General features: G+C 67.9%; 22 protein-coding genes. 13 read left to right on the forward strand and 9 right to left on the reverse strand.

Features of this window, described 5'->3' with window-relative positions; genetic code table 11:
- The first annotated feature begins 1 nt into the window (after position 1).
- Positions 2 to 619, forward strand: coding sequence for a GNAT family N-acetyltransferase (locus ACEN8D_RS14430; RefSeq protein ID WP_495601047.1), 618 nt, complete (start codon positions 2 to 4; stop codon positions 617 to 619).
- Positions 620 to 686: 67 nt separating this feature from the next.
- Positions 687 to 938, forward strand: coding sequence for a DUF6458 family protein (locus ACEN8D_RS14435; RefSeq protein ID WP_079237130.1), 252 nt, complete (start codon positions 687 to 689; stop codon positions 936 to 938).
- A 16-nt stretch (positions 939 to 954) separates the two neighbouring features.
- On the opposite strand, the gene ACEN8D_RS14440 is transcribed toward ACEN8D_RS14435, so the two are convergent.
- Together ACEN8D_RS14440 and ACEN8D_RS14445 are read right to left on the reverse strand one after the other, a co-directional pair.
- Positions 955 to 1,476: a ribonuclease H family protein gene (locus ACEN8D_RS14440; RefSeq protein ID WP_070417909.1), complete on the reverse strand. Its 522-nt coding sequence runs from the start codon at positions 1,474 to 1,476 to the stop codon at positions 955 to 957.
- A gap of 63 nt (positions 1,477 to 1,539) precedes the next feature.
- Positions 1,540 to 2,367 (reverse strand): hypothetical protein, encoded by an 828-nt coding sequence (locus ACEN8D_RS14445; RefSeq protein WP_413398081.1) that lies wholly within the window; start codon positions 2,365 to 2,367, stop codon positions 1,540 to 1,542.
- 203 nt (positions 2,368 to 2,570) lie between these two features.
- Between ACEN8D_RS14445 and ACEN8D_RS14450 the strand changes: the two genes are divergently transcribed.
- Positions 2,571 to 2,909 carry a hypothetical protein gene (locus tag ACEN8D_RS14450; protein ID WP_413398082.1) on the forward strand — a complete coding sequence of 113 codons (339 nt, stop codon included), beginning with the start codon at positions 2,571 to 2,573 and terminating at the stop codon, positions 2,907 to 2,909.
- Here the strand turns inward: ACEN8D_RS14450 and ACEN8D_RS14455 are convergent.
- The 3 genes from ACEN8D_RS14455 to ACEN8D_RS14465 all read right to left on the reverse strand — a co-directional run bounded on the left by ACEN8D_RS14455 (position 2,906) and on the right by ACEN8D_RS14465 (position 5,646).
- Positions 2,906 to 3,481: a hypothetical protein gene (locus ACEN8D_RS14455; protein ID WP_413398083.1), complete on the reverse strand. Its 576-nt coding sequence runs from the start codon at positions 3,479 to 3,481 to the stop codon at positions 2,906 to 2,908. The two genes, ACEN8D_RS14450 and ACEN8D_RS14455, sit on opposite strands and share 4 nt — an antisense overlap.
- A 19-nt stretch (positions 3,482 to 3,500) precedes the next feature.
- Positions 3,501 to 4,319, reverse strand: coding sequence for an aldo/keto reductase (locus tag ACEN8D_RS14460; RefSeq protein WP_413398084.1), 819 nt, complete (start codon positions 4,317 to 4,319; stop codon positions 3,501 to 3,503).
- Between the two features lie 121 nt (positions 4,320 to 4,440).
- A complete protein-coding gene (locus tag ACEN8D_RS14465; protein ID WP_413398085.1) occupies positions 4,441 to 5,646 on the reverse strand; it encodes an MFS transporter in 1,206 nt (401 codons plus the stop codon).
- 356 nt (positions 5,647 to 6,002) lie between these two features.
- Between ACEN8D_RS14465 and nrdH the strand changes: the two genes are divergently transcribed.
- The 5 genes from nrdH to ACEN8D_RS14490 all read left to right on the forward strand — a co-directional run bounded on the left by nrdH (position 6,003) and on the right by ACEN8D_RS14490 (position 11,767).
- On the forward strand, positions 6,003 to 6,236 hold the full coding sequence (gene nrdH, locus ACEN8D_RS14470) for a glutaredoxin-like protein NrdH (RefSeq protein WP_022904483.1): 234 nt from the start codon (positions 6,003 to 6,005) through the stop codon (positions 6,234 to 6,236).
- 112 nt (positions 6,237 to 6,348) lie between these two features.
- The gene (gene nrdI, locus ACEN8D_RS14475) at positions 6,349 to 6,765 is read left to right on the forward strand and encodes a class Ib ribonucleoside-diphosphate reductase assembly flavoprotein NrdI (protein ID WP_022906556.1); all 417 of its coding nucleotides are present in this window, start codon (positions 6,349 to 6,351) and stop codon (positions 6,763 to 6,765) included.
- Positions 6,766 to 6,782: 17 nt separating this feature from the next.
- A complete protein-coding gene (gene nrdE / locus ACEN8D_RS14480) occupies positions 6,783 to 8,888 on the forward strand; it encodes a class 1b ribonucleoside-diphosphate reductase subunit alpha (RefSeq protein WP_413398086.1) in 2,106 nt (701 codons plus the stop codon).
- A 95-nt stretch (positions 8,889 to 8,983) separates the two neighbouring features.
- Positions 8,984 to 9,985 carry a class 1b ribonucleoside-diphosphate reductase subunit beta gene (nrdF, locus tag ACEN8D_RS14485; protein WP_413398087.1) on the forward strand — a complete coding sequence of 334 codons (1,002 nt, stop codon included), beginning with the start codon at positions 8,984 to 8,986 and terminating at the stop codon, positions 9,983 to 9,985.
- Positions 9,986 to 10,003: 18 nt separating this feature from the next.
- Positions 10,004 to 11,767 carry an ATP-dependent nuclease gene (locus tag ACEN8D_RS14490; RefSeq protein WP_413398088.1) on the forward strand — a complete coding sequence of 588 codons (1,764 nt, stop codon included), beginning with the start codon at positions 10,004 to 10,006 and terminating at the stop codon, positions 11,765 to 11,767.
- Positions 11,768 to 12,546: 779 nt separating this feature from the next.
- On the opposite strand, the gene ACEN8D_RS14495 is transcribed toward ACEN8D_RS14490, so the two are convergent.
- Together ACEN8D_RS14495 and ACEN8D_RS14500 are read right to left on the reverse strand one after the other, a co-directional pair.
- Positions 12,547 to 13,596, reverse strand: coding sequence for a methionine synthase (locus ACEN8D_RS14495; RefSeq protein WP_413398089.1), 1,050 nt, complete (start codon positions 13,594 to 13,596; stop codon positions 12,547 to 12,549).
- 20 nt (positions 13,597 to 13,616) lie between these two features.
- The gene (locus tag ACEN8D_RS14500) at positions 13,617 to 14,576 is read right to left on the reverse strand and encodes a putative oxygenase MesX (RefSeq protein WP_413398090.1); all 960 of its coding nucleotides are present in this window, start codon (positions 14,574 to 14,576) and stop codon (positions 13,617 to 13,619) included.
- A gap of 75 nt (positions 14,577 to 14,651) precedes the next feature.
- On the opposite strand from ACEN8D_RS14500, the gene ACEN8D_RS14505 reads away from it, so the two are divergent.
- From ACEN8D_RS14505 to ACEN8D_RS14525, 5 genes are all read left to right on the forward strand, one after another.
- The gene (locus tag ACEN8D_RS14505) at positions 14,652 to 15,593 is read left to right on the forward strand and encodes a LysR family transcriptional regulator (RefSeq protein WP_413398091.1); all 942 of its coding nucleotides are present in this window, start codon (positions 14,652 to 14,654) and stop codon (positions 15,591 to 15,593) included.
- Between the two features lie 102 nt (positions 15,594 to 15,695).
- Positions 15,696 to 16,589 carry a hypothetical protein gene (locus ACEN8D_RS14510; protein WP_413398092.1) on the forward strand — a complete coding sequence of 298 codons (894 nt, stop codon included), beginning with the start codon at positions 15,696 to 15,698 and terminating at the stop codon, positions 16,587 to 16,589.
- A gap of 197 nt (positions 16,590 to 16,786) precedes the next feature.
- Positions 16,787 to 18,694: an ABC transporter ATP-binding protein gene (locus ACEN8D_RS14515; RefSeq protein ID WP_413399701.1), complete on the forward strand. Its 1,908-nt coding sequence runs from the start codon at positions 16,787 to 16,789 to the stop codon at positions 18,692 to 18,694.
- Positions 18,695 to 18,801: 107 nt separating this feature from the next.
- Positions 18,802 to 19,374, forward strand: coding sequence for a DUF2510 domain-containing protein (locus tag ACEN8D_RS14520; protein ID WP_413399700.1), 573 nt, complete (start codon positions 18,802 to 18,804; stop codon positions 19,372 to 19,374).
- A gap of 148 nt (positions 19,375 to 19,522) precedes the next feature.
- Positions 19,523 to 20,644, forward strand: coding sequence for an SGNH/GDSL hydrolase family protein (locus tag ACEN8D_RS14525; protein ID WP_413461419.1), 1,122 nt, complete (start codon positions 19,523 to 19,525; stop codon positions 20,642 to 20,644).
- Between the two features lie 59 nt (positions 20,645 to 20,703).
- On the opposite strand, the gene ACEN8D_RS14530 is transcribed toward ACEN8D_RS14525, so the two are convergent.
- Together ACEN8D_RS14530 and ACEN8D_RS14535 are read right to left on the reverse strand one after the other, a co-directional pair.
- Positions 20,704 to 22,176: a GH32 C-terminal domain-containing protein gene (locus ACEN8D_RS14530; RefSeq protein WP_413398148.1), complete on the reverse strand. Its 1,473-nt coding sequence runs from the start codon at positions 22,174 to 22,176 to the stop codon at positions 20,704 to 20,706.
- Complete coding sequence (locus ACEN8D_RS14535) at positions 22,173 to 23,255, reverse strand: LacI family DNA-binding transcriptional regulator (RefSeq protein ID WP_413398147.1); 1,083 nt, start codon at positions 23,253 to 23,255, stop codon at positions 22,173 to 22,175. The genes ACEN8D_RS14530 and ACEN8D_RS14535 overlap by 4 nt, the downstream gene beginning before the upstream one ends.
- Positions 23,256 to 23,327 lie beyond the last annotated feature (72 nt).

Genomic DNA, 23,327 nt, shown 5'->3' on the forward strand with positions numbered 1-23,327 from the left:
CGTGGTGCGCGAGCTCGGCGGCTCCTCGGCCGACGGCGACGTCGCCGCGCTGCAGGACCTGCTCGAGTCGGTGCCGGACTACGCGTTGCGGATCACCGGGTACCCGCCGGGGCCGTCCGACGGGCTGAGCGCGCTGCTGTCGGTGCCGGACGGGTTCGATCCGGTGGGGAAGGTCGGGCTCGGGCTGTGGGAGGGGGAGCGGCTCGTGGCGTTCGCGGACGTGCTGCTCGGGTACCCGTCGCCGCCCGCCGCGTACATCGGGCTGCTGGTCGTCCGAGGGGGCGAGCAGGGTCGGGGGCTCGGGCGGGCGATGCACGACGCGGTCGTCGAGCGGGTCCGGGCGGCGTCGGGGCGCTCGGGCGTGGGGCGCTCGGGCGTGGAGCGCTCGGGCGTGGAGCGCTCGGGCGTGGAGCGCTCGGGCGTGGAGCGCTCGCGCGTGGAGCGCTCGCGCCTGGAGCGTTTGCGTGTGGAGCGTTTGCGCCTCGCCATCGTCGCGTCGAACGCGGCGGTGGCGGAGCCGTTCTGGCGGGCGCTCGGGTACGAGCCGACGGGGGAGGAGAAGCCGTACCGGTACGACCACCTCGTCAGTACGGTCGCGCTCTGGGAACGGGCGCTCTGACGAACGGGTACGTTCGACGCCAGTCCCGGGCCGATCGGTCCGCGACCAGGATCGAGAGGACCCCACCGTGCGCATCGGATCGAGCATCGCCCTGATCGTCGTCGGCGCCATCGTGGCGTTCGCCCTGAACATCCAGCTCGCGGGTGTCGACCTGCGCCTGATCGGCTACATCCTCATGGCAGCGGGCGTGGTCCTGCTCGTCATCAGCCTCGCAGTGGCGTTCGGCGGACGTCGTACGACGACCACGACGCGGAGCGGGGTCGACCCGGCGTCCGGGGAGCAGATCACGCGTCAGGATCGTCGCGACGGCACCTACTGAGCGTCGCGCGGCTGCATCAGAACAGGGTCGCGGGCGGGGTCGCCTCGGGCAGCGCGGCCGGCTCGGTGACCTCGACACCCGGCCACCCCGGGCCGTGCGGCACCTCGGTGCCCTGCTGGTAGGCGGTCGCGGCACCGCGGGCGCGGACGTCGGCCGCCTCGTTCATCTCGTGCCCGACGTGTCCACGGACCCACTCGAACGTGACCTTGCGGCCCTGCAGCTCGGCGTCGAGCTCCTTGATGATCTCGACGTTCAGCACGGGCTTGCCGTCGGCCTTCCGCCAGCCCTTCCGCTTCCAGCCCGCGAGCCACTCGGTGCACGCCTTGATCGCGTACTGGCTGTCGCAGAGGATGTGCAGCGGCTCGCCGGTGTCCTTCGTGGCACGGAGCAGCTGGAGGACGGCGGTCAGCTCGCCCTGGTTGTTCGTGGCGTTCGGCCACCCACCGGCGGCCCAGCGGTCGTCATCGACGTACCAGGCCCAGCCGGCCGGGCCGGGGTTGCCGAGGGCTGAGCCGTCTGCTGCGGCGACGATCGTCACGGTGGGACCTCCTGCGTGTGGCGAGTGCTGGTCAACCGTAACGGACCGGACCGACCCCCGGCGTCAGCGGTTCGCGGGGGAGATGTTGAGGGTGGCGTCCTCGTTGAGCCACTTGTCGCCGCGGAGCTCGAGGTAGGGGTTCATCCACTCGAACTGCGCCGGGGTGACGCCGAAGCGCTTCGACACCGTGGTGAGGTCGTCGCCGTGCGACACCATGTACCAGGTGGGCGTGCCGTCGACGTCCTTCACGTACCCGTACGCACCCGGGCGGGCCTTCCCCACGGTCACGCGCAGGTCCGGGTAGGGGTTCGGGATCTTCCACGTCAGCGTGCCGACCGCGAGCACCGAGCCGACCCACGGGCGGTCCGCGTCGCTGCTGCCGTCGCCGGACGACATCGGCACCAGGACGGCGCTCGCGAGGTAGTCGGGCCGTGCGCCGGCGTCGAGCGTGTACGAGTCGGGCGGCCCGGACGCGCGGTCCCACTGCACGAACCCACGGGCGACCGCGTCGTAGCCGTCCTGGAACCCGGCGACGCGGTGGCGGAACTGGATCGACATCGGCTGCGGGTTCGTCGTCCGGTAGTCCGAGAGGTGCACCGTGAACACGCCGTCGGCATCGGCCGTGACCCGCACGTGGATCGACGTGTCCCCGGTCTTCGACACGACGTCGGTCTCGGCGGCGACGGTCCCGGCGGGGAGGACCTGCTCGGGGGTCGGGGAGGCGGAGGGCGTCGGTCGCTCGGTGGCGTCCGGTCCCTGCACGGCCAACCGGGTCGGACTCGGCACCGGATCGGGTCCGCTGAGCACCGAGCAGCCGGTCAGTCCGATGGCTGCGACCGCCGACAGCAGCACCACCGCAGTCGTCCGTCCCCTCGTCACCGCTCGTCGCATGATCCCCCTCGTCCCCGGCCGGCGTCGGATCTCGCCTGGCTCGCGGTGATCGTAGCGTGGGGTCGAGGCGCGTTCCGGACTCGTGACCGGATCGGTACCGATGCTGCGGGATCGAGCGGTCGCCCTCGGGCGGACCACCGGTCGGGTGCGTCGATCGGACTGCCGGGGACGTCGCTCGGGCAGCGAGGCCTACGGTCGGCGCCATGAGCGACAGCATCCCCGACGTCCCGGGCCCCGAGGACTCCGACGACCGCGCACGCGCCGACGCCCTGCGCGAGGCTGCACACCACGAGGGCGCGGACGGCGTCGGGGAGCGTGAGCAGCGCGCGGCCGACACCTCGTACAGCCCGTCGAGCGAGCGGGAGACCGAGGCGTCGCAGACGTCGCAGCGCGATCGTGCCGACCTCGAGGCGGACGGCATCGACCCCTCGCGGATCGTCGCCGCTCCGGGCACGGGTGGCGCCGACGACGCGGGCGACGTCGAGCCGGAGCCCGGCGACCTGCACCTGCCGTGGCAGTCGGAGGAGGACCGCCGGGGCTAGCTCGCCACCCGGTCGAGTTCGCGGACGAGCTCCTCACCGTCGCGGACGTCCCAGAACGCGAACGGCTGCGGGCCGAAGGCGATCGCGTCGAGACCCGTGTTCGCGTAGAGGCGTGCCGCTCCGGAACCGCTGACGAACGCCTGGAGCCCAGACGGCTGGCCGGTGTTCCACTCCACCGAGCAGTGCTGCCGGTCCTTGCTCCACGTGATGGTCCGGTCGGTGCGGCCCACCGAGACCTCCCGCGAGCCTCGAGGCGTGATGACGAGCGCTCGGCGAGACGTCACCGCGTACACCGTCGTGCGCTTCCGGTGACCCTTCAGCAGGAACCGGCCGAAGACGAAGAACAGGCCGAGCAGGACGAAGACGCCCCCGAAGACGAGGAAGAACGCCGGTGCGCCGGACGTCGCGGCGGTGAGCTCCCAGTACACGGCGAACCCGCACCAGAGCACCGAGAAGGGCACCAGGAACACGTCCTGTCCGGCGAACAGCTTCGCCGGATCGCTCGTCCCCGCCCAGTACAGGTGCTCGTCCGGCCGGAGGTGTTCACGCGCGGTCTGTTGAGGATCGTTCACCCCGAAGAACCTACGCGGGTCAGGACACCGAGTCCGGGTGGGACCCCGTGCGCTGCCCCGACTCGAGCGACGCGATCGCCGCGAGGTCGTCGTCGCTCAGCACGAACCCGTCGACGTCGAGGTTCGACCGGATCCGCGACGGCGTCACCGACTTCGGCAGCACCACCACCCCCTGCTGCACGTTCCACCGCACGAGCACCTGCGCCACGCTCACCCCGTGGGCGTCCGCGATGCCGGTGAGCACCGGCTCGTCGATGAGCCGCCCGCGTCCGAGCGGTGACCAGGCCTCGGTCACGATCCCGTGCTGCGCGTGGAACGCCGTGAGCTCACGCTGCGGCAGCCACGGGTGCCGCTCGACCTGGTTCACCGCCGGGACCTCGCCCGTCTCCTCGATGAGCCGTTCGAGGTGCGGCATCTGGAAGTTCGAGACCCCGACGCTGCGCGCGCGCCCCGACTCGCGCAGCTCGACGAGGGCGCGCCAGGTGTCGACGTAACGGTCGTTCGCCGCGGCCGGCCAGTGGATGAGGTAGAGGTCGACGGTGTCGAGCCCGAGTCGCTCGAGGCTCGCGTCGAACGCCCGCAGGGTCGCGTCGCGCCCCTGGTGGTCGTTCCACACCTTGGTCGTCACGAAGACGTCGTCACGGTCGAGCCCGGAGGCGCGGATCGCCTTCCCGACGCCGGTCTCGTTGCCGTACATCTCGGCGGTGTCGACGTGCCGGTAGCCGGCGTCGAGCGCGAGACCGACCGCCGTCTCGGCCTCGGTGTCGTCGACCTTGTAGACGCCGAAGCCGATGGCGGGGATCGATGCGCCGTCGCGGAGGGGGACTGAGGTGACCATGCACCCATCCTGCCGATCGTGGCGGGGGTGCGCCGCGCCTCCAGGCTGGGCGTCGCACCACGTCATCGACGTGACACGCGTCGATCGACGCGCGCGATGTCGGAACACGCGTGTTTCGCGCCTAGGTGGGGATGTTCACCGGCTCGGTGTCGGGGATGGGGCTCGCGTCGCGACCACGCAGGTCGGGCAGCCAGCGCCTCGTGACGAGCGGCAGGACGACGCCCACCGCGGCCATCACGGCGCCGACCATCATCCCGCCGGTCGCCCCCTGACTGTCGATGAGGAAGCCGGCGACCGCGGAACCGCCCGCAGCACCGATGAGCTGGCCGGTGCCCATCCAGCCGTACGCCTCGGCCGTGTCGGAGAACTTCACCGTCGCCGAGACCGAGCCGAACATGACCGCGAGGGCCGGAGCGATGCCGGCGCCGGCGATGACCAGGGCGAGGCAGAGCCACCAGAAGTTCGTGCCGCCCACGGCCAGCGCGAGTCCGACGAACACGATCGACATGCGCGTCCACAGGGTGTTGCGCGAGATCGGCAGGTGGCCGAGGGTGAGGCCGCCGATGAGCGAGCCGATGGCGAACACGGCGAGGACGATGCCGGCGTTCGGGCTGCCCTCGCCGAAGACGCTCGTGACGCTCGCTTCGACCGCCGCGCAGGCCCCGATGAGGAGGAGGCCCGTGAGGGTGGCGACGACGACCGACGGCCGCTTCAGCACCACGCCGAACGCTCGCTTCGACCGCGGGATGCGGACCCGGCCGAGCTCGGGGGAGGCGATGAACCACGTGCCGCCGACGACGAGGAACACCATCGCGACGACGATCGCCTGGATCGTGCCGATCTGCGTCGCGACGAACGTCGTGATGACCGGGCCGGCGACCCAGATGAGCTCCTGCGCGCTCGCGTCGAGGGAGAAGAGCGGCGTGAGCTGCGACGAGGTCACCATCTTGGGGTAGATGGTGCGCACCGCCGGCTGCACGGGCGGGACGGCGAGGCCGCCCAGGAACCCGACGACCACGTAGGCCCACAGCGGCATGACGAAGAACGCGATGACGGCCATGCTCACGAGCGCGACGAGGCTCGTCAGGATGAGCACCGGCCGCATGCCCCAGCTGCCCATCCAGCGGCTGGTGAGCGGACCCGCGATCGCCTGCCCGATGCTCGTCGTCGCGAGCACGAGACCGGCGGCGCCGTACGAGTCGAAGACGTGCTCGACGTGCAGCAGGTAGGCCAGCGACAGCATGCCGAAGGGGAACCGTGCGGTGAGCTGCGCGGCGATGACGCGACCCACGCCGGGAGTCTTGAGGAGGGGGCCGTACGTGCTCACGAGACGAGTGTACGGACCGGACGGACGGCCCTGTCACCCGTCCGGGGGAGGTCTGGACGGCGAGCTGCCCGCGACACGCCGACACGCTGATTCCACACATGTGGACCGATGCTGTCCACGGGTGTGGGGAAGTGTCGGTGGTCCGCCGGAGAATGGCGGAATCACGGGCCTCTCCGAGCTCTTCACACTGTGGAGGAGCTTGTGGAGAACTACACGGCTGTAACACTTCCTCTTGTGGTCGGTGACTCCGCCAGCCACTAGATGTAGTGTGGAGGCATCGCAGCGGCCCCTCCCGGAACCTGCTGCACACAGGCACCAGTACAACCACCACAGCAACAGCAGAACCAGGGGAGATCATGGCCGTCACCGTCTACACCAAGCCGTCCTGCGTCCAGTGCACCGCGACGTACCGCGCGCTCGACAACAAGGGCATCCAGTACGAAGTGCACGACGTCTCCACCGACGAAGCCGCGCTCGAGCACGTCAAGAGCCTCGGCTACCTGCAGGCGCCCGTCGTCGTCACGGACGACGACCACTGGTCGGGCTTCCGTCCCGACAAGATCGCGACGCTCAGCGCCGAACTCGCGTAGTCATCCTGCGGGCCCCGAAGGGGCCCGCAGGTCAGGGCATTTCGGGAGGCGCAAATTGCGTCCCCTTGCCCGCCTGGTCCGTCTGTCCGCACCTTCTCATCGGAGGGGCACCATGAGCCGACTGGTCTACTTCTCGAGCGTGTCCGGGTACACCGCACGCTTCGTCGAGAAGCTCGGCCGTGACGCGGACCGGATCCCGCTCTACCCGAACGACCCGTTCCTCCACGTGGACGAGCCGTACGTGTTGGTGCTGCCCACCTACGGTGGCGGCAACGGGCAGGGAGCGGTCCCCAAGCAGGTCATCAAGTTCCTCAACGACGAACGCAACCGCTCGCTCATCCGCGGTGTGATCGTCGGGGGCAACACGAACTTCGGCGAGGCCTACGGTCTCGCGGGGGACGTCATCGCACGCAAGTGCAACGTCCCCGTCCTCTACAGATTCGAACTCTTCGGGACTCCTGACGACGTGTCAGCGGTCAACACAGGATTGGATGCATTTTGGACGCAGCAGTTGCAGACGTCGATCTGACGTCGCCGCAGACGGGGATGGACTACCACTCCCTCAACGCGATGCTCAACCTCTACGACGCGGACGGGAACATCCAGTTCGACAAGGACCGTGAAGCCGCGAAGCAGTTCTTCCTGCAGCACGTCAACCAGAACACCGTCTTCTTCCACAACCTGAAGGAGCGGCTCGACTACCTGGTCGAGAACGAGTACTACGAGCGCGAGACGATCGACATGTACTCGCTGGACTTCATCCAGAAGCTCAACGACCTGGCGTACTCGAAGAAGTTCCGGTTCCAGACGTTCCTCGGTGCGTTCAAGTACTACACGAGCTACACGCTCAAGACGTTCGACGGCAAGCGATACCTCGAGCGCTTCGAGGACCGCGTCGTGATGACCGCCCTCGGCCTCGCACAGGGCAACGAGCAGCTCGCGATCGACCTCGTCGAGGAGATCATCGCCGGCCGCTTCCAGCCCGCGACCCCGACGTTCCTCAACACCGCGAAGGCCCAGCGCGGCGAGCTCGTCTCCTGCTTCCTCCTCCGCATCGAGGACAACATGGAGTCGATCTCGCGCGGCATCAACTCCTCGCTGCAGCTCTCGAAGCGCGGCGGCGGCGTGGCCCTGCTCCTCTCCAACATCCGCGAGGCCGGCGCCCCGATCAAGCAGATCGAGAACCAGTCCTCGGGCATCATCCCCGTGATGAAGCTGCTGGAAGACTCCTTCTCCTACGCGAACCAGCTCGGTGCGCGTCAGGGTGCCGGCGCGGTCTACCTCAGCGCCCACCACCCGGACATCATGCGGTTCCTCGACACCAAGCGTGAGAACGCCGACGAGAAGATCCGCATCAAGACGCTGTCCCTCGGCGTCGTCGTGCCGGACATCACGTTCGAGCTCGCGAAGAACAACGAGGACATGTACCTCTTCTCGCCGTACGACGTCGAGAAGGTCTACGGCATCCCGTTCGGCGACGTCCCGATCTCCGAGAAGTACCGCGAGATGGTCGACGACTCGCGCATCAAGAAGACCAAGATCAAGGCGCGCGACTTCTTCACCACCATCGCCGAGATCCAGTTCGAGTCGGGCTACCCGTACATCGTGTTCGAGGACACGGTGAACAAGGCCAACCCGATCAAGGGTCGGATCAACATGTCCAACCTGTGCTCGGAGATCCTGCAGGTCAACACCCCGACCACGTTCAACGAGGACCTCTCGTACAACGAGATCGGCAAGGACATCTCCTGCAACCTCGGCTCGCTGAACATCGCGCTGACGATGGACTCGCCGGACTTCGGTCGCACCATCGAGACCGCCATCCGCGGCCTCACCTCGGTGTCGCAGATGTCGCACATCACGTCGGTCCGCTCCGTCGAGGACGGCAACGACAAGTCGCACGCCATCGGCCTCGGCCAGATGAACCTGCACGGCTACCTCGCTCGTGAGCGCGTGTACTACGGCTCCGAAGAGGGCATCGACTTCACGAACATCTACTTCTACACGGTGCTGTTCCACGCCCTTCGTGCGTCGAACAAGATCGCGATCGAGACCGGCGAGACCTTCGACGGGTTCCGCGACTCGAAGTACGCGTCGGGTGAGTTCTTCGACAAGTACACCGATCAGGCGTGGACCCCCGCCACGCCTCGCGTCGCCTCGCTCTTCGACAACGCGAACATCACGATCCCGACGCAGGACGACTGGAAGGCGCTGAAGGCGTCCATCCAGGAGCACGGCATCTACAACCAGAACCTGCAGGCCGTCCCGCCGACCGGTTCGATCTCGTACATCAACCACTCGACGTCGTCGATCCACCCGATCGCGTCGAAGATCGAGATCCGCAAGGAAGGCAAGCTCGGTCGCGTCTACTACCCGGCGCCGTTCATGACGAACGACAACCTGGACTACTACCAGGACGCGTACGAGATCGGTGCCGAGAAGATCATCGACACGTACGCTGCGGCGACGCAGCACGTGGACCAGGGCCTGTCCCTGACGCTGTTCTTCAAGGACACCGCCACCACGCGCGACATCAACAAGGCGCAGATCTACGCATGGCGCAAGGGCATCAAGACGATCTACTACATCCGTCTCCGCCAGCTCGCGCTCGAGGGCACCGAGGTCGAGGGCTGCGTCAGCTGCATGCTGTAGAGCTGCTGCTCTCTTCCTGGAGGCGCGGGGCGGGCCCCGCACCGCGCCTCCAGTCCGCCATCAGATCACCATCTCGAATCCGGAAGACAACATCCATGACCCTCACCGACCCGGTCCACGCCACGGGCAAGTCCATCCCGCTGATCAGTGCGGTCAGTGCCATCAACTGGAACCGCATCCAGGACGACAAGGACGTCGAGGTCTGGAACCGGCTGGTCAACAACTTCTGGCTGCCCGAGAAGGTGCCGCTGTCGAACGACGTGCAGTCGTGGAACACACTGACGCCGGCGGAGCAGCAACTCACCATGCGGGTCTTCACCGGCCTGACGCTGCTCGACACCATCCAGGGCACCGTCGGCGCGATCAGCCTGATCCCCGACGCGATCACCCCGCACGAAGAAGCCGTCTACACGAACATCGCGTTCATGGAGTCGGTCCACGCGAAGAGCTACTCGTCGATCTTCTCGACGCTGGCCTCGACGCCCGAGATCGACGACGCCTTCCGCTGGTCCACTGAGAACGTGAACCTGCAGAGGAAGGCCCAGATCGTCCTTGACTACTACACCGGTGACGACCCCCTGAAGCGCAAGGTCGCCTCGACGCTGCTCGAGTCGTTCCTGTTCTACTCCGGCTTCTACCTGCCGATGTACTGGTCCTCGCGGGCGAAGCTCACGAACACCGCCGATCTGATCCGCCTGATCATCCGCGACGAGGCCGTCCACGGGTACTACATCGGGTACAAGTTCCAGAAGGGCCTCGAGGGCGCTTCCGAGGAGCGCAAGCAGGAGATCAAGGACTACACGTTCAACCTCCTCTTCGAGCTCTACGAGAACGAGGTGCAGTACACGCAGGACCTCTACGACGGCGTCGGGCTGACCGAGGACGTCAAGAAGTTCCTGCACTACAACGCCAACAAGGCGCTGATGAACCTGGGCTACGAGCCGATGTTCCCCAAGGAGACGACGGACGTGAACCCGGCGATCCTGTCGGCGCTGTCGCCCAACGCCGACGAGAACCACGACTTCTTCTCGGGCTCCGGGTCGTCGTACGTTATCGGCAAGGCCGAGAAGACCGAGGACGAGGACTGGGACTTCTGAGTCCTTTTCGGGCGAGTGATGAGCAGTAATTGGCGCGACCGTCTATCCGCTGTCGGCGAGGGGCACCTCGCAGGAGGCGCTTCAACTGCGGTGGGACTGTCGGTTGACGCGGTGCACCTGAACGGTGGAGCAACTTTTGTTCCGCAGCACTCGGGCGTCACTGTCCTCGTGGGCGCAAACAACGCGGGCAAATCCACACTACTGCGCGAAATCGCAGCTAAACTGATGGCTCAGCCGGGCCAGAGTTCGGGCCAAGGTATCGCTCTGGAGTCTATTCAAATCACCACCGAAGGCACCCAAGCTGACCTCGTGGCCTGGAGCGCGGAGCGGCTCGACTACGAAGAGCACCTTGGGGCGCGGGGCTTTCTCATACCAAATTGGGGCCACATCACCCCTGGCAGCCTGGCGATGAACTGGGGTCATGGGGATCCGGGTCTCGGTGCGTTAGCGCCGTATCTTATGTTCCATGGGGACGCTCAGGGAAGATTCAACGTTGGCGGCGCTGCCGAAATGCGCTCATCGATTACAGATCCAGCGACGAGCCCCATCCATCACCTCCAAGATTCCAGTGAGATGTTGGAGCGCATTCGAGGCGTCGCCGAGCGCATATTCGGGCAGTCTCTTACCTTGGATAATCTTGGTCGAACCTTGCGCCTTCGAATTGGTTCGGTCGGAGTGCCTGCGCCGCCGGTCGACGCGATTAGCCATGAATACCTTGCGGCGATGGCCGCACTTCCTGACCTCGACTCCCAGGGTGACGGTATGCGGAGTGTCATGGGGCAACTTTTGCCCCTGGTAACCGCTTCGCACGAGGTCGTGCTCCTAGACGAACCAGAAGCTTTCCTCCATCCTCCCCAGGCTCATGCTCTCGGGAGAGAGCTCGGTACCCTATCGTCACAGGGAGCGCAAATAATAATTGCGACCCACGACCGCAATCTGCTGGCCGGTCTTCTTGAGGTCGACGTGCCAATCACGGTAGTCAGGCTGTCGCGGGACGGGGGTCACGCCTCGGTTCACCAGCTCAATTCCACTGATCTGCGAGCCGTATGGGCTGATCCTGTACTTAAGTATTCGAATGTGCTCGATGGTCTCTTCCATCGTTTGGTGGTAGTAGCTGAAGCCGACGGAGATTGTGCATACCTGGCGGCGGCTCTTGATAACCATGGGAGAGATGACCCGCTGCCGCGCAGCGAAGTTTTGTTCGTTCCGACTGGGGGCAAGGACGGGATGGCGAAGGTTTGCCAGGCGCTTCGAGCCTTGAACGTTCCCGTTGTGGCTGCGCCGGATCTCGATATCATCAACGACGTCGTCCGCCTGAGTGGATTGGTGCGCGCGCTCGGCTGTGTTTGGCGTGATGAGTTGCAGGAAGTGTGGGAGAAGGCAACTGCTGATTTGCGTGCTCCGCGCGAGACCGTGAAGGTTTCGCACGTGCTCGATGCTGTTACAGGACTGCTTGACGGGAGGCAAGCGGAGCAATACTCGCGGGAACTAAGAGACGCCGTGTCTGCGGCAATTCGCGCGAATGATTCACCTTGGGCCCAAGTGAAGTCCCACGGGGTGAGCGCTTTCCGAGGGGAGAGCTATAGTCATGTGCTTCGACTCCTCGAGTTGTTGTCCGAGGCAGGCGTCGTTCCCGTTCGAGAAGGTGAATTGGAGCGGCTGGCCCCAGGAGTAGCTGTCCGTAAAGGTTCAGCATGGCTAGGCGCAGCCCTCGCGGCCGAGGAGCAGAACAACCGGGCTAGTCAGGAGCATCTGGATAGAATTCTGGCTGCCGTCCACTGACCGCGCGCTTTTGCTGGCCGCAGCACACGCCCGCTTCAGCGGACACACTCCCACGACAACGGCAGGGTTCAGTGCTGGGAGGTAAATGGTGGAGGACCAGACCGTCGTGGGCTGGCCGAGTGTGCGACTGGTGCGCTCACGTCGGAGGCTCTCCGGCTGCAGGACTCACCGACCCTGCCGCGGGCGATTGAGACGACGCCCTCATCGCTAGTCTGTGCCGCGATGTGTCTGACCGGCCGCCCGACGCGGCCTGGTTGTCAGCGGCCCGTGCCCTGCCTCGTACACACCGACATGGCTTGGGAGAAACGCGTCGACGGTCGTTTCGAACTCCTCGGTTCGAGCTAGCTGGTCGACCTGCGGTCAATGTCACCGAGGTCAGCGGTGCCTCGACCTCCGCGTCACACTGACCGGCGAGGATCTTGGCCGTGTCCATGGCCTTCCGCTCGCTGCTGCTGACGTTGCAGAGCGTATGGGCGAAAGCCCGCGGCGCAGGCGCCGCGGGACCGTCCACCAACCGACAGCCAAGTTCGGGATTGAGAGGACTTGGTTGACCGCCACCGAGGGGGCGGACAGTCATGCGCACAGGCTCGCTCGCGATCTCCAGTGTGTGAAACGTACGATGGCCAGCCGCGGTGCCGCAGCGGCGAGATGCCAAATTGCCTGAGTCGACCTGATATAGCTGACGGGCTGGTCGCGACTCGATTTCGGCGGGCCGCTCCGGCACGAAACGACGAACGGCTCGCCCTGTTGTCGAGGCGCGCTGCTGTGGAGCCTGGCCGCTACAGCGCTGCCGGCACGGGGATGCTGCTGAGCTCCGCTCGCACGATATCCGCACCAGCGGACAGCGCACTGAGCTTCCCGAGCGCCGCACCCCGCGCCAACGGCGCCATCCCGCAGTTCGAGCTGGGGATGAGCTTGTCCGCATCCACGAACTCGAGCGCCCGCCGCAGCACCTCCGCGACCTCGTCCGGGGTCTCCACGACCTCGGTCGCGACGTCGATCGCCCCGAGCATGACCTTCTTCCCCCGGATGAGCTCCACGAGGTCGAGCGGCACGTGAGAGTGGATGCACTCGAGCGACACGATGTCGATCGACGACTGCTGGAGCAGCGGGAACGACTGCTCGTACTGTCGCCACTCCGCCCCGAGCGTCTCCTTCCACTTGTTGTTCGCCTCGATGCCGTACCCGTAACAGATGTGCACGGCGGTCTCGGCGCGGAGGCCCTCGGTGGCGCGTTCGAGCGCGGCGACGCCCCAGTCCTGCACCTCGTCGTGGAACACGGTGAAGGCGGGCTCGTCGAACTGGATGATGTCGACGCCGGCGGCCTCGAGCTCCCGGGCTTCCTGGTTGAGGATCGTGGCGAACTCCCACGCCAGCTTCTCGCGAGACTTGTAGTGCTGGTCGGAGAGCGTGTCGATCATGGTCATCGGGCCGGGCAGTGCCCACTTGATCGGCCGGTCGGTCTGCGCGCGGAGGAACTTGGCGTCGTCGACGAACACCGGGGCGGGGCGACTCACGGCGCCGACGACCGTGGGGACGGCAGCGTCGTAGCGGTCGCGGATCCGGACGGTCTCCTTGCGCTCCTGGTCGATGCCGTCGAGGTGCTCGATGAACGTCGTGACGAAGTGCTGGCGGGTCTGCTCGCCATCGCTGACGATGTCGATCCCGCGGTGCTCCTGCTCGTGCACGGCGGATCGGAGTGCGTCCTGCTTGCCCTCGGTCAGGGCGGCGCCGTCGAGCTGCCAGGGGGACCAGAGGCGCTCGGGCTCGGCGAGCCAGGACGGCTTCGGCAGGCTGCCGACGATCGCGGTGGGGAGGAGAGAACTCATGGAGGTGACGGTCCAGACGGTCAGCGGGCGGGGACGGGCTCGGCAGCGAACTGCGAGAGGAGTGCGCGGTGTGGCGTCACGAGGTGCTCCTCGGTCCACCGGCCCTGGGTGATCCCGAGGCGGCTGCGCTCCTCACGGTCGTAGGTGACCGGGGTGGGCCTGAAGTCGGTGTGGTCGAGGGAGGGGCGGTACGTGCTGCCGGCCGGGGTGTTCGCGGCGTAGATCTCCGGCCGGTAGATCTTCTGGAACGTCTCCATGGTGGCGATCGTGCCGATGAGCTGGAGGTCCGTGTAGTCCGTGGTGACATCGCCGCGTGAGTAGAACGCGAGCGGGGCCGACGCTCCGGCGGGCTGGAAGTACCGGACCCGCATGCCCATCCGGCCGAAGTAGTCGTCGGTGAGCGAGGAGTGCTCGTGCTCGTACTCGGCGCCGAGGACGGGGTGGACGTACCCGGTCCGGCGGTAGGTCTGGCTCGTCGAGACGCTGATGCAGACGACGGGCTCGGCGCCGAAGCCGTCGTGGAACGCCGACGACGAAAGGAACCGCTGGAAGAGGGCCCCGTGCAGCACACCGAAGTCGGACGGCAGGCCCGGCGACGACGGCAGCAGCACCGAGAAGTCGTAGTCGCGCAGGTACGACGAGAAGTTGTTGCCGAGGATGCCGTGGTGGTGCTCGCCGGTGTGCTGGTCGACGATCGTGACGTCGAGCATCTCGAGCAGCGGGAACTCGGCGTCCGATCCACCGTCGGAGAACTGCAGTGCGGCCGAGACGATGTCGAGCTGCAGGCGGTAGCGATCACCGGCAGCCGAGAGCTCGTTCGCGCGCTCGTCGATCATCGCCAGCGCGGCACGGAGGTTCTCCTGCCGGCGCTCGCCGCGCGCCAGGTTGGCGAAGTTCGTGGTCAGCCGGGAGCTGTCCGACGGGGAGTAGTCCTCGTCGAACCGGGTCCGGGTGATGCTGAAGGTGATCTCGCTCGCCATGATGTGTCGATCATGGCGGGATCCCGAGGTCATCAGGTAATACCGAGACACTATGCGGCGGTATAGCCTCGGCCTATGGCCCGGGTCTCGAACGACATCACCCTGCAGCAGCTCCGGTATTTCATCGAGGTCGCGACCGAGGGCTCGATGAGCGCCGCGGCCGATCTGCTCTACGTGTCGCAGCCGACCATGTCCGCGGCGATGAAGGACCTCGAGACACGGATCGGTCGCCCGCTCTTCACCCGTTCGGCCCGAGGCGTCGTGCTCACCGTCGACGGCGTCGAGTTCCTCGGGTACGCCCGGCAGGTCGTCGAGCAGGTCTCCCTGCTCGAGCAGCGGTACGTCGGGCGGCAGGCGTCGCGTCGGTTGCTCGGGGTGTCGGCGCAGCACTACTCGTTCGCCGTCGAGGCCTTCGTCCGGATGGTCGAAGCGGCGGCCGCGGACGAGTACGAGTTCTCGCTCCGTGAGACCCGCACCTGGGACATCATCGAGGACGTCCGCACGCTGCGGAGCGAGGTCGGCATCCTCTACCGCAACGACTTCAACAAGCAGGTCCTCGGGAAGCTGCTGCGGGACGCCGGCGTCGTGTTCACCCCGCTGTTCGTCGCCCAGCCGCACATCTTCGTCTCCCGGCGGAACCCGATCGCGTCGCGGGAGCGCGCGACCCTCGAGGACCTCGCCGACCTGCCCCGACTCACGTTCGACCAGGGCGCGAACAACTCCTTCTACCTGGCCGAGGAGATCCTGTCGACGATGTCGAGCAAGCGGGAGATCCGCGTCTCGGACCGGGCGACGATCTTCAACCTCATGGTCGGCCTCGGTGGGTACACGATCTCGACGGGCCTCATCAGCGACGACCTCGACCCCGAGATCGTCGCCATCCCGCTCGACGTCGACGAACGCATCGAGATCGGGTGGATCGCCCACGCCTCGGTTCCCCTCACCGTCCAGGCGCAGGCGTACCTGGACGAGTTGCGAGCGGTGGTCACGAGCTACGGCGTCGAGCCGCTCGGGTAGTCCGCCACCGGGGGTTGAGAGGTGGCGCTGAACACGAGGTTTCATCGAAGAGTCTGTCGGATTCGGTTACGGAAGAACGCCTGCTGCCGACAGGGGCACCAGATGAATGATGAGACCGTGAACGTGGACAGGTGGCTTCGAAGAGCTGCCGGATGGTGTAAGGAGCGGGCACCCATCATCTCGACCGCGTCCCTTGTTCTCGGGATAGTCACTCTCGTATTCGCGGTGGTCGCTGTCGGGCTGTGGGGCAGGCCGGTGCTTGGGTACACCTCCATGGGGATCATGGGGGCGTGCGAGTTCATCTGGCTTGCAAGCTCGGAGGCTTCGCCCACGAGCGGGAAGACGGCGCGCGCGCCGTGGCGATTCCGGTGGCATGCCCTGTGCTGCCTGCTCGTCGGGGTCGCCGGTGCTGCACTCGTCGTCCTGCCGCCGGACGCGAAGTCCAACGGTCCGGAGCCGCTGGTCGAGGTGCTCGGACGAGGCGTCGTGGTGTTGTTGTTCGCATCATCGGTCGCGTTCCTGGCCGTCATCGTGACCGCAGTCTCGCGAAGCGAAACGACGCTCCTCACGAATCCGTTCCCGAAGAAGACGCAAGCGTCGTTCAGGCTCGAGCTTTGGTACGGATACGTCGGCGCCAGTTTCGGCGGTATCGCCATCGGAGTGCTGATTCGTGATCATGCTGGCTTGTGGGGCTACGTCATCCTCTTCTGGATGCTCGTCGTCATTTCTGCATGCATCGCGATCGTCCTCAATTGGCACCTGTTTGACGAGAAACTGCGTGGTGACGCCGGGAAGCTGCTGGTACGTCAGTCGGCGCTCACCTGCCTCCTGTGTCTCGCGCTCCTCGTTCAGTCAATCGACACGAGCGCGCCCGCAGTCCCGTTGGCCGTCGCCTCTGCCTCGGGGGTTATGCTCGTACCGACCCTCGTCGAACTCCTCGTTGCAATCTTGAGAGCCGCTCGAACGCGAGCTTCTGAAGGGTCTCAGACGACCTGATCTAGGACGACCTGCGACCGGACGCCGCCGGACCGGTCGATCGGCCCGAGCGATGACGGACGGGAGGCGCGGTGCCAGCCGGCACCGCGCCTCCCGTCCGTCACTCGGTCGCCATTCTGCAAACGCGTCCAGCGTCACCGGACCGCCGTATCCTGGCTGCCGGCCCGCGTCGACTCCGCGGTGCGGAGGGAACTGCCATGAGCATGGAAGGCGCGGCCTGGAGCTCGCTCTACAAGATCTCGACGGCCAAGGACGGCAAGCACGGGATCTCCCGCGAGTCGCTCCAGCGCATCATGACGTTCGCGACGCCGTACCGCGCCAAGCTCGTGGTCTTCATCGCGCTCTCGGTCGTGGGGGCGTTCCTCGCGGTCGCGACCCCGGTGCTCGCCGGCCAGGTGGTCGACGTCATCGCCGCTCGTGGGGCGGTCGGCACGATCGTCTGGCTCGCGGTGGTCATCGCCGTCGTCGCCGTGGCCGATGCCGCCTCGTCGCTCGCGACCCGGTGGTACTCCGCCCGGATCGGCGAAGGGGTGATCCTCGACCTGCGTACCGCGGTGTTCGACCACGTGCAGAAGATGCCGATCGCCTTCTTCACCCGGACCCGCACGGGCGCGCTCGTCAGCCGCCTCAACAACGACGTGATCGGGGCGCAGCAGGCCTTCAGCGGCACGCTGTCCGGCGTGGTCACGAACCTCGTTGCCCTCGTCCTCACCCTCGCCGTGATGCTCAGCACGTCGTGGCTCGTGACGGTGATCGCGGTGCTCATGCTGCCGGTGTTCCTCGTGCCCGCCCGCCGCATGGGTGGTCGACTCGCGGCCCTGCGTCGCGAGGCCGCCGACCACAACTCGGCGATGAGCACGCAGATGACCGAGCGGTTCTCGGCACCCGGCGCCACCCTCGTCAAGCTCTTCGGGCGGCCGGACGAGGAGTCCGAGGAGTTCCGCGTCCGTGCGGCCCGCGTGCGGGACATCGGGGTGCGCACGGCGATGCTGCAGTTCGTGTTCGTCACCGCCCTGACGCTCGTCGCGGCGCTCGCCCTCGCGCTCGTGTACGGCCTCGGCGGGGTCCTCGCGCTCGGCGGCCAGCTGAACACCGGTGACGTGGTCACGCTCGCGCTCCTGCTCACCCGGTTGTACGTGCCGCTGACCAGCCTCGCGAACGCCCGCGTCGAGATCATGAGCGCGGTCGTCAGCTTCGAGCGGGTGTTCGAGGTGCTCGACCTCGAACCGCTCATCCAGGAGAAGCCCGGTGCCGTGACCGTGCCGGACGGTCCGGTCGCGGTGGAGTTCGACGACGTCCGGTTCGCCTACCCCTCCGCCGACCGGGTGTCGCTGGCCTCGCTCGAGGAGGTCTCCACGCTCGACACCCGCGGCGGGGACGAGGTCCTGCACGGCATCTCGTTCCGGATCGAGCCCGGACAGACCGTCGCGCTCGTCGGGACCTCGGGCGCGGGCAAGTCCACGATCGCGCAGCTGCTCTCGCGGCTCTACGACGTCGACCAGGGCGCCGTCCGGCTCGCCGGTGAGGACGTCCGCGACGTGACCTTCGAGTCCCTCCGGCACACGATGGGCATGGTGACCCAGGACGGGCACCTGTTCCACGAGACCATCCGCTCGAACCTGCGGCTCGCGCGGCCGGACGCCTCCGACGACGAGGTGTGGGACGCGGTCCGCCGCGCGCGCCTCGAGACGCTGATCCGGTCCCTGCCGGACCAGCTCGACACGATGGTGGGGGAGCGCGGCTACCGGCTGTCCGGCGGGGAGCGACAGCGGATGACGATCGCGAGGCTCCTGCTCGCTCAGCCGCGGGTGGTCATCCTCGACGAGGCCACGGCGGCCCTCGACTCCACCTCGGAGGCCGCGGTGCAGGCTGCGCTCAGCGAGGCGCTCGAGGGACGGACGGCGATGGTGATCGCGCACCGACTCTCCACCATCCGGAGCGCGGACCAGATCCTCGTCGTCGAGGACGGCTCGATCGTGGAGCGCGGGACGCACGAGGAGCTGCTCGCGGCGGGTGGGCGGTACGAGGAACTGCACCGGACGCAGTTCGCGGTGCAGCAGGACGTCGCTCCGGACGAAGCGGGTCGGTCGCGCGCCGAGGCGTGACCAGGACCTGAGCGATCCGTCATGCCGTGGTTTGCGGCGGTCACCGCCGTGCTGCACTACGGTCGGCACGGGGGCTGACGCTCCCGTCGAACTCCGAGGAGCGCACCGTGTCGTCACCGACGCCGCCAGGCTGGTACCCCGATCCGTCAGGTCAGCACGCCACCCGGTGGTGGGACGGCACCCAGTGGACCGCTCAGGTCGGGCCGCCGATCTCGCAGCTGCCGCGTCCGCGGCTCCCCGAGCAGGTGCCGACGGACACCTGGTTCGTCTGGGTCCTCGCGCTGCTCCCGCTGCTCTCGCTCCCCGTCACCTTCCTCTACCAACCGCACGTCCGGTACGGCGTCGGTCCGGGAGGCGTCCGGACGGTGGACCCGACCTCGATCTACACCGCCGGGTACTTCCTGCTGCAGGCCTTCTCCGTGCTCCTGTACGCCGCGAACGTCGTGCTCGCGTTCTTCGACCACCGGGCCCTCGGGCGGCGTGGCGTCGTCCGGCCGTTCTCTTGGCCCTGGGCGTTCCTGTCGCCGATCGTCTACGTCATCGGCCGGTACGTCGTCGTCCGCAAGGTCGCACCGGGACGGCCCATGTGGCCGCTGTGGATCAGCATCGCCGTTGTCGTCATCGGCATCATCGTCGGGATCGGTCGGGCCGTCGCTGTGTTCCAGCAGGTGCTCCCGTAGTCGTCCGGTCTCGAGCTCCGAGAGCGGGTCGCGTAGCATTGCCCGACCCGGCACTCGGTCGCGGACCACACCCCAACGCACGGGAGGCAACGTGAACGGCCCACTGCGGAGCACTGCTCGTGGACGGCGTCGAGGGGGAGCCCGGGTCGTGGCCGGTGTGGCCGTCGCGCTCCTGGCGATCGTCGTGTCGGGGTGCTCCACGCAGACGGCCCCGAAGGCCGCCGATCCCCTCGCCACCTGGAACGCGGCCGTGGCCGACCGTGCCGACGAACCCGCGAACTGGGTCGCCCTGGGGGACTCGATCACCGAGGGGCAGGGCGCCTCCGCCCGTTCCACCAGGTGGATGGACCTCGCGCTCGACGAGCTCCGCACGCAGCACCCGACGGACGGCGCCACCGGTGGTGCCGGGTACCTCCCGGCACAGTTCGCCGTGTACGGCCCGGACTCGACGTGGGGTGACTGGGCGACGGCGAGCTCGGGGTCGAGCCAGTTCGACGCCACCGTGCCCGACCTCGGCTACCGGTCGGTCGCGATGCAGGCCGGCGCTTCGCGGACGTACGCCTTCACGGGCACCGGGATCGACATCTGGTGGGCGCGGTACCCCGGGTCCGGTGCGTTCACCTACAGCGTCGACGGTGCCGCACCGGAGACCGTCGCCACGACGGGGACCGCCAGCACCGGCACGACCACAACGGTGGACGGGTTGTCGAGCGGCGAGCACACGGTGACCGTCACCGCTGTCTCGCCGTTCTCCCTGCTGGGGTTCACGATCTACGACGGTGACCGCGGCAAGGGCATCCACCGCTACGACTCCGCGCACTCCGGAGCGACGATCGCGACGTTCACGAAGAACCAGGAGGGCTTCCTCACGGCAATGCGTCGTGCCGCTCCGGACCTCATCACGATCACGCTGGGTGGCAACGACGCGTCGAAGCTCACCCCCGAGGAACTCGGCACGCAGTACGTGGCGTTCCTGAAGGCCCTCGCGGCGCTCCCCACGAAGCCCTCGCTGCTCGTGATCGGTGAGTTCGACCCGGCCTCGAGCATGACGGACGGCATGGCGAGCCCGTGGTCGACCTACCTCGCCGAGATCGAGAACGCCGCAGCGAAGGGTGGCGCTGCCTTCGTCGGCCTGGCGGACGCTCTCCCGCGGGCCGACCACTCGGGCACTGGGATCTACTCGACGGACGGCATCCACCCGAACGACTCCGGCCAACGGCGGATCGCGAAGCTCGTGCTCGCCACCCTGGCTGCGCACGAGGACGACTGACGGACTGGAGGCGCGGTGCCAGCTGGCACCGCGCCTCCCGTCCGTCAGTGCGGAGCCCGTCAGCGAGTGCTGACGGTGACCCGGGTCAGCGCGAACGCGCCGTCCTGCGCGAAGAGCGCGAGACGCCCGGACGGGCGGTCGTAGAGGCGCGTGCTCAACGCGACGGAACCGTCGACGACGGCGACGCAGAGGTCGCCGTCGAGGTGCACGTCGATGCGGTGCGGGCCGGGAGCGAGGGGGACCGGGCGCTCAAGCTCGACCGCGTGCGGGACGTCACCGAGGATCTGCCACTGCTCACCGCCGGTCGTACCGCGCGGCCACCGATCGAGGACGAGTCGGGAGCGGTCCGGTTCGAGGCGGAGCGCGTAGCCGGCTTCCGCGTCGTCGCTCGTGCGCAGGAGCACGCCGAACGACCGGGTGTCGGGGGCGACGTCGAGCTCGATCGTGACGAGTGCCTCGGCGGGGAACTCCGGCCCGGTCCAGGATGCGAAGCGGCTCGATGCGCCGTCTCCGACGACCGGTGCCGCGCCGTTCACGGGTGTGAAGACATCGGTGACGTCGACCTCGTTCGCGTACGCCGCTCGGAGCGTCCGAGGGAGGTCGAAGCGCAACGATCCGTCCGCTCGCTGGTGCGCCTGGAGGGTCGCCATGGTGCCGGCCCACTGCCACGCCCCGGCGTCGTGCTCGCCCTCCTTCGTGGCGATCCACCCGACGAAGAAGCGGTCCTCGCCGAGGGCGACGGTCTTCGCGGCGTAGAACGCGCGGCCGTCGACGGTGTCGTCGGCGGGCGCGAGCCACGGTCCGTCGGGCGACGTCGCGACGCGGTAGCGCGTGCAGAACGCGTCGGAGAACTCGGAGTACACGAGGTACCACCAGTCGCCCCATCGGAAGACGTCCGGGCACTCGTGGGCGATGAACCGGTGCGGCGCCCAGAACGGGTCGGCGTCGCGCCAGGTGACGAGGTCGTCCGACTCGAGGCGGGCGACGAGACCGGAGCGGCGGTAGGGCTCGTCCGGGCGGCGGGTCGCGAGGAGCATCTGCCACGGGCGCTCGGGCGACGGGCGGAAGACGAACGGGTCGCGCCAGTCCTCGGGCGCGTAGCCGGGGAGTGCTGGCAGGTCCCACTCGGGGTGCTTCGTCCAGCGCGTGAGGTCCCCGTCGGAGGTCGCGTGGCAGACGACCTGGACGTCCTTCCGGCCGAGGTCGGTGTCGGTGGTGATGCGCGGGTTGTGGCCGGTGGAGAACAGGTGTAGGAGCCCGGAGTCGTCGCGGACGACGCTGCCCGTGTAGCAGTCGAAGTCGCTGGCGTCGGGTCCGCCCGAGGGGAGCACGACGCCGTGGTCCTCGAAGGTCACGAAGTCCGTCGTCGAGACCGCGCCCCAGGGCATGCCGGTCGCACGGTCGACGGGTGCCGCGTCCGGCCGTTCGTCGAGCAGGTAGTACAGCCAGGCCCGGTCGTCGGCCGCGAACGGGATGACGTCGCCCACGAAGCCGTTCGGCGGGCGGAAGTGGGTGCTGGGTTCGGCGGTCACTGGGGCTCCTGCGGATCGGGTGCGGGTGCAGGTGCGGGGGCTGGGGCGTCCCGTGGCGTTGCGAGGGAGCTTCGCGGGACGTACTCGCAGGGCACGAGGTGGCGCCCGGGATCGTGCGTCTCGGCGAGCAGGAGCGTGCCGGCGTCGAAGCCCATCTGCTGGTGGGGGAGCGCGACCGTGGTCAGCGGCGGGTGCATCTGGTCGGCGAGGTCGGGCTGGTCGTCGAAGCCGACGATGCTGACGTCTTCCGGGCAGCGGAGCCCGAGGGACTGCGCCGCCATCAATGCGCCGACGGCCATGCGGTCGTTCCCGCACACGAGGGCGGTCGGCGGGTCGTCGGCGAGGAACTCCATCGCGAGGTCGTAGCCGGAGCCCACCTGGTAGGTGCCGTACCGGACGGGGACGGCGTCTGCTCGGAGACCGGCTTCGGCCGCGGCCTCGTCGAACCCGCGCTTGCGCTCGCGGCAGGCGTAGTCGTCCTCCGGACCGCCGAGGAACGCGACGTCGGTGTGCCCGGCGGCGAACACGGCAGCGGCGACGTCGTGGCCACCCTGGAACTCGTCGGCCAGCACGGTGACGGCCGGGGCGCCGTCCGGCGGGAAGCAGTTCACGAAGACCGTCGGCACGCCCTCGACGCCCGACACCGGCGTGACGTCCTCGGGGCCGGGGGCGGCGTAGATCAGGCCGGCGACGCCCTGCTGCACGAGGTTCGCGACGGCCGCCGTGCCGCCGTCGGACGTCTGCGCGGTCTCGACGACGAAGCAGACGTACCCGGCTTCCTGCACGGCCTGCTGCACACCGAGCACGATGTGACCGGCGTAGGGCTGGGAGACGAGCCGGTCCGCGATGACCCCGACCGTGTAGGAACGGTTCGACCGCAGGGACTGCGCGGCACGGTTTGGCTGGAAGTTGAGCGCCTTCGCCGATTCGAGCACACGGGCCCGGGTGTCTGCGGCGATCGAGACGTCTCGCCGGTCGTTCAGCACGAACGAGACGGTCGGCTGCGAGACGCCGGCATGCCGCGCGACGTCCTTCATCGTGACGCGGTGCGACGGTTCCGTCTGCTTTCGGCTCGCCATCTGTCCTCCTTCGACATGCTCATCATGGCAGAAGCAAATACGTATTGCCTCATCTGGACGACGTGTGTACAG

Source organism: Curtobacterium sp. Curtsp22 (assembly GCF_059492135.1).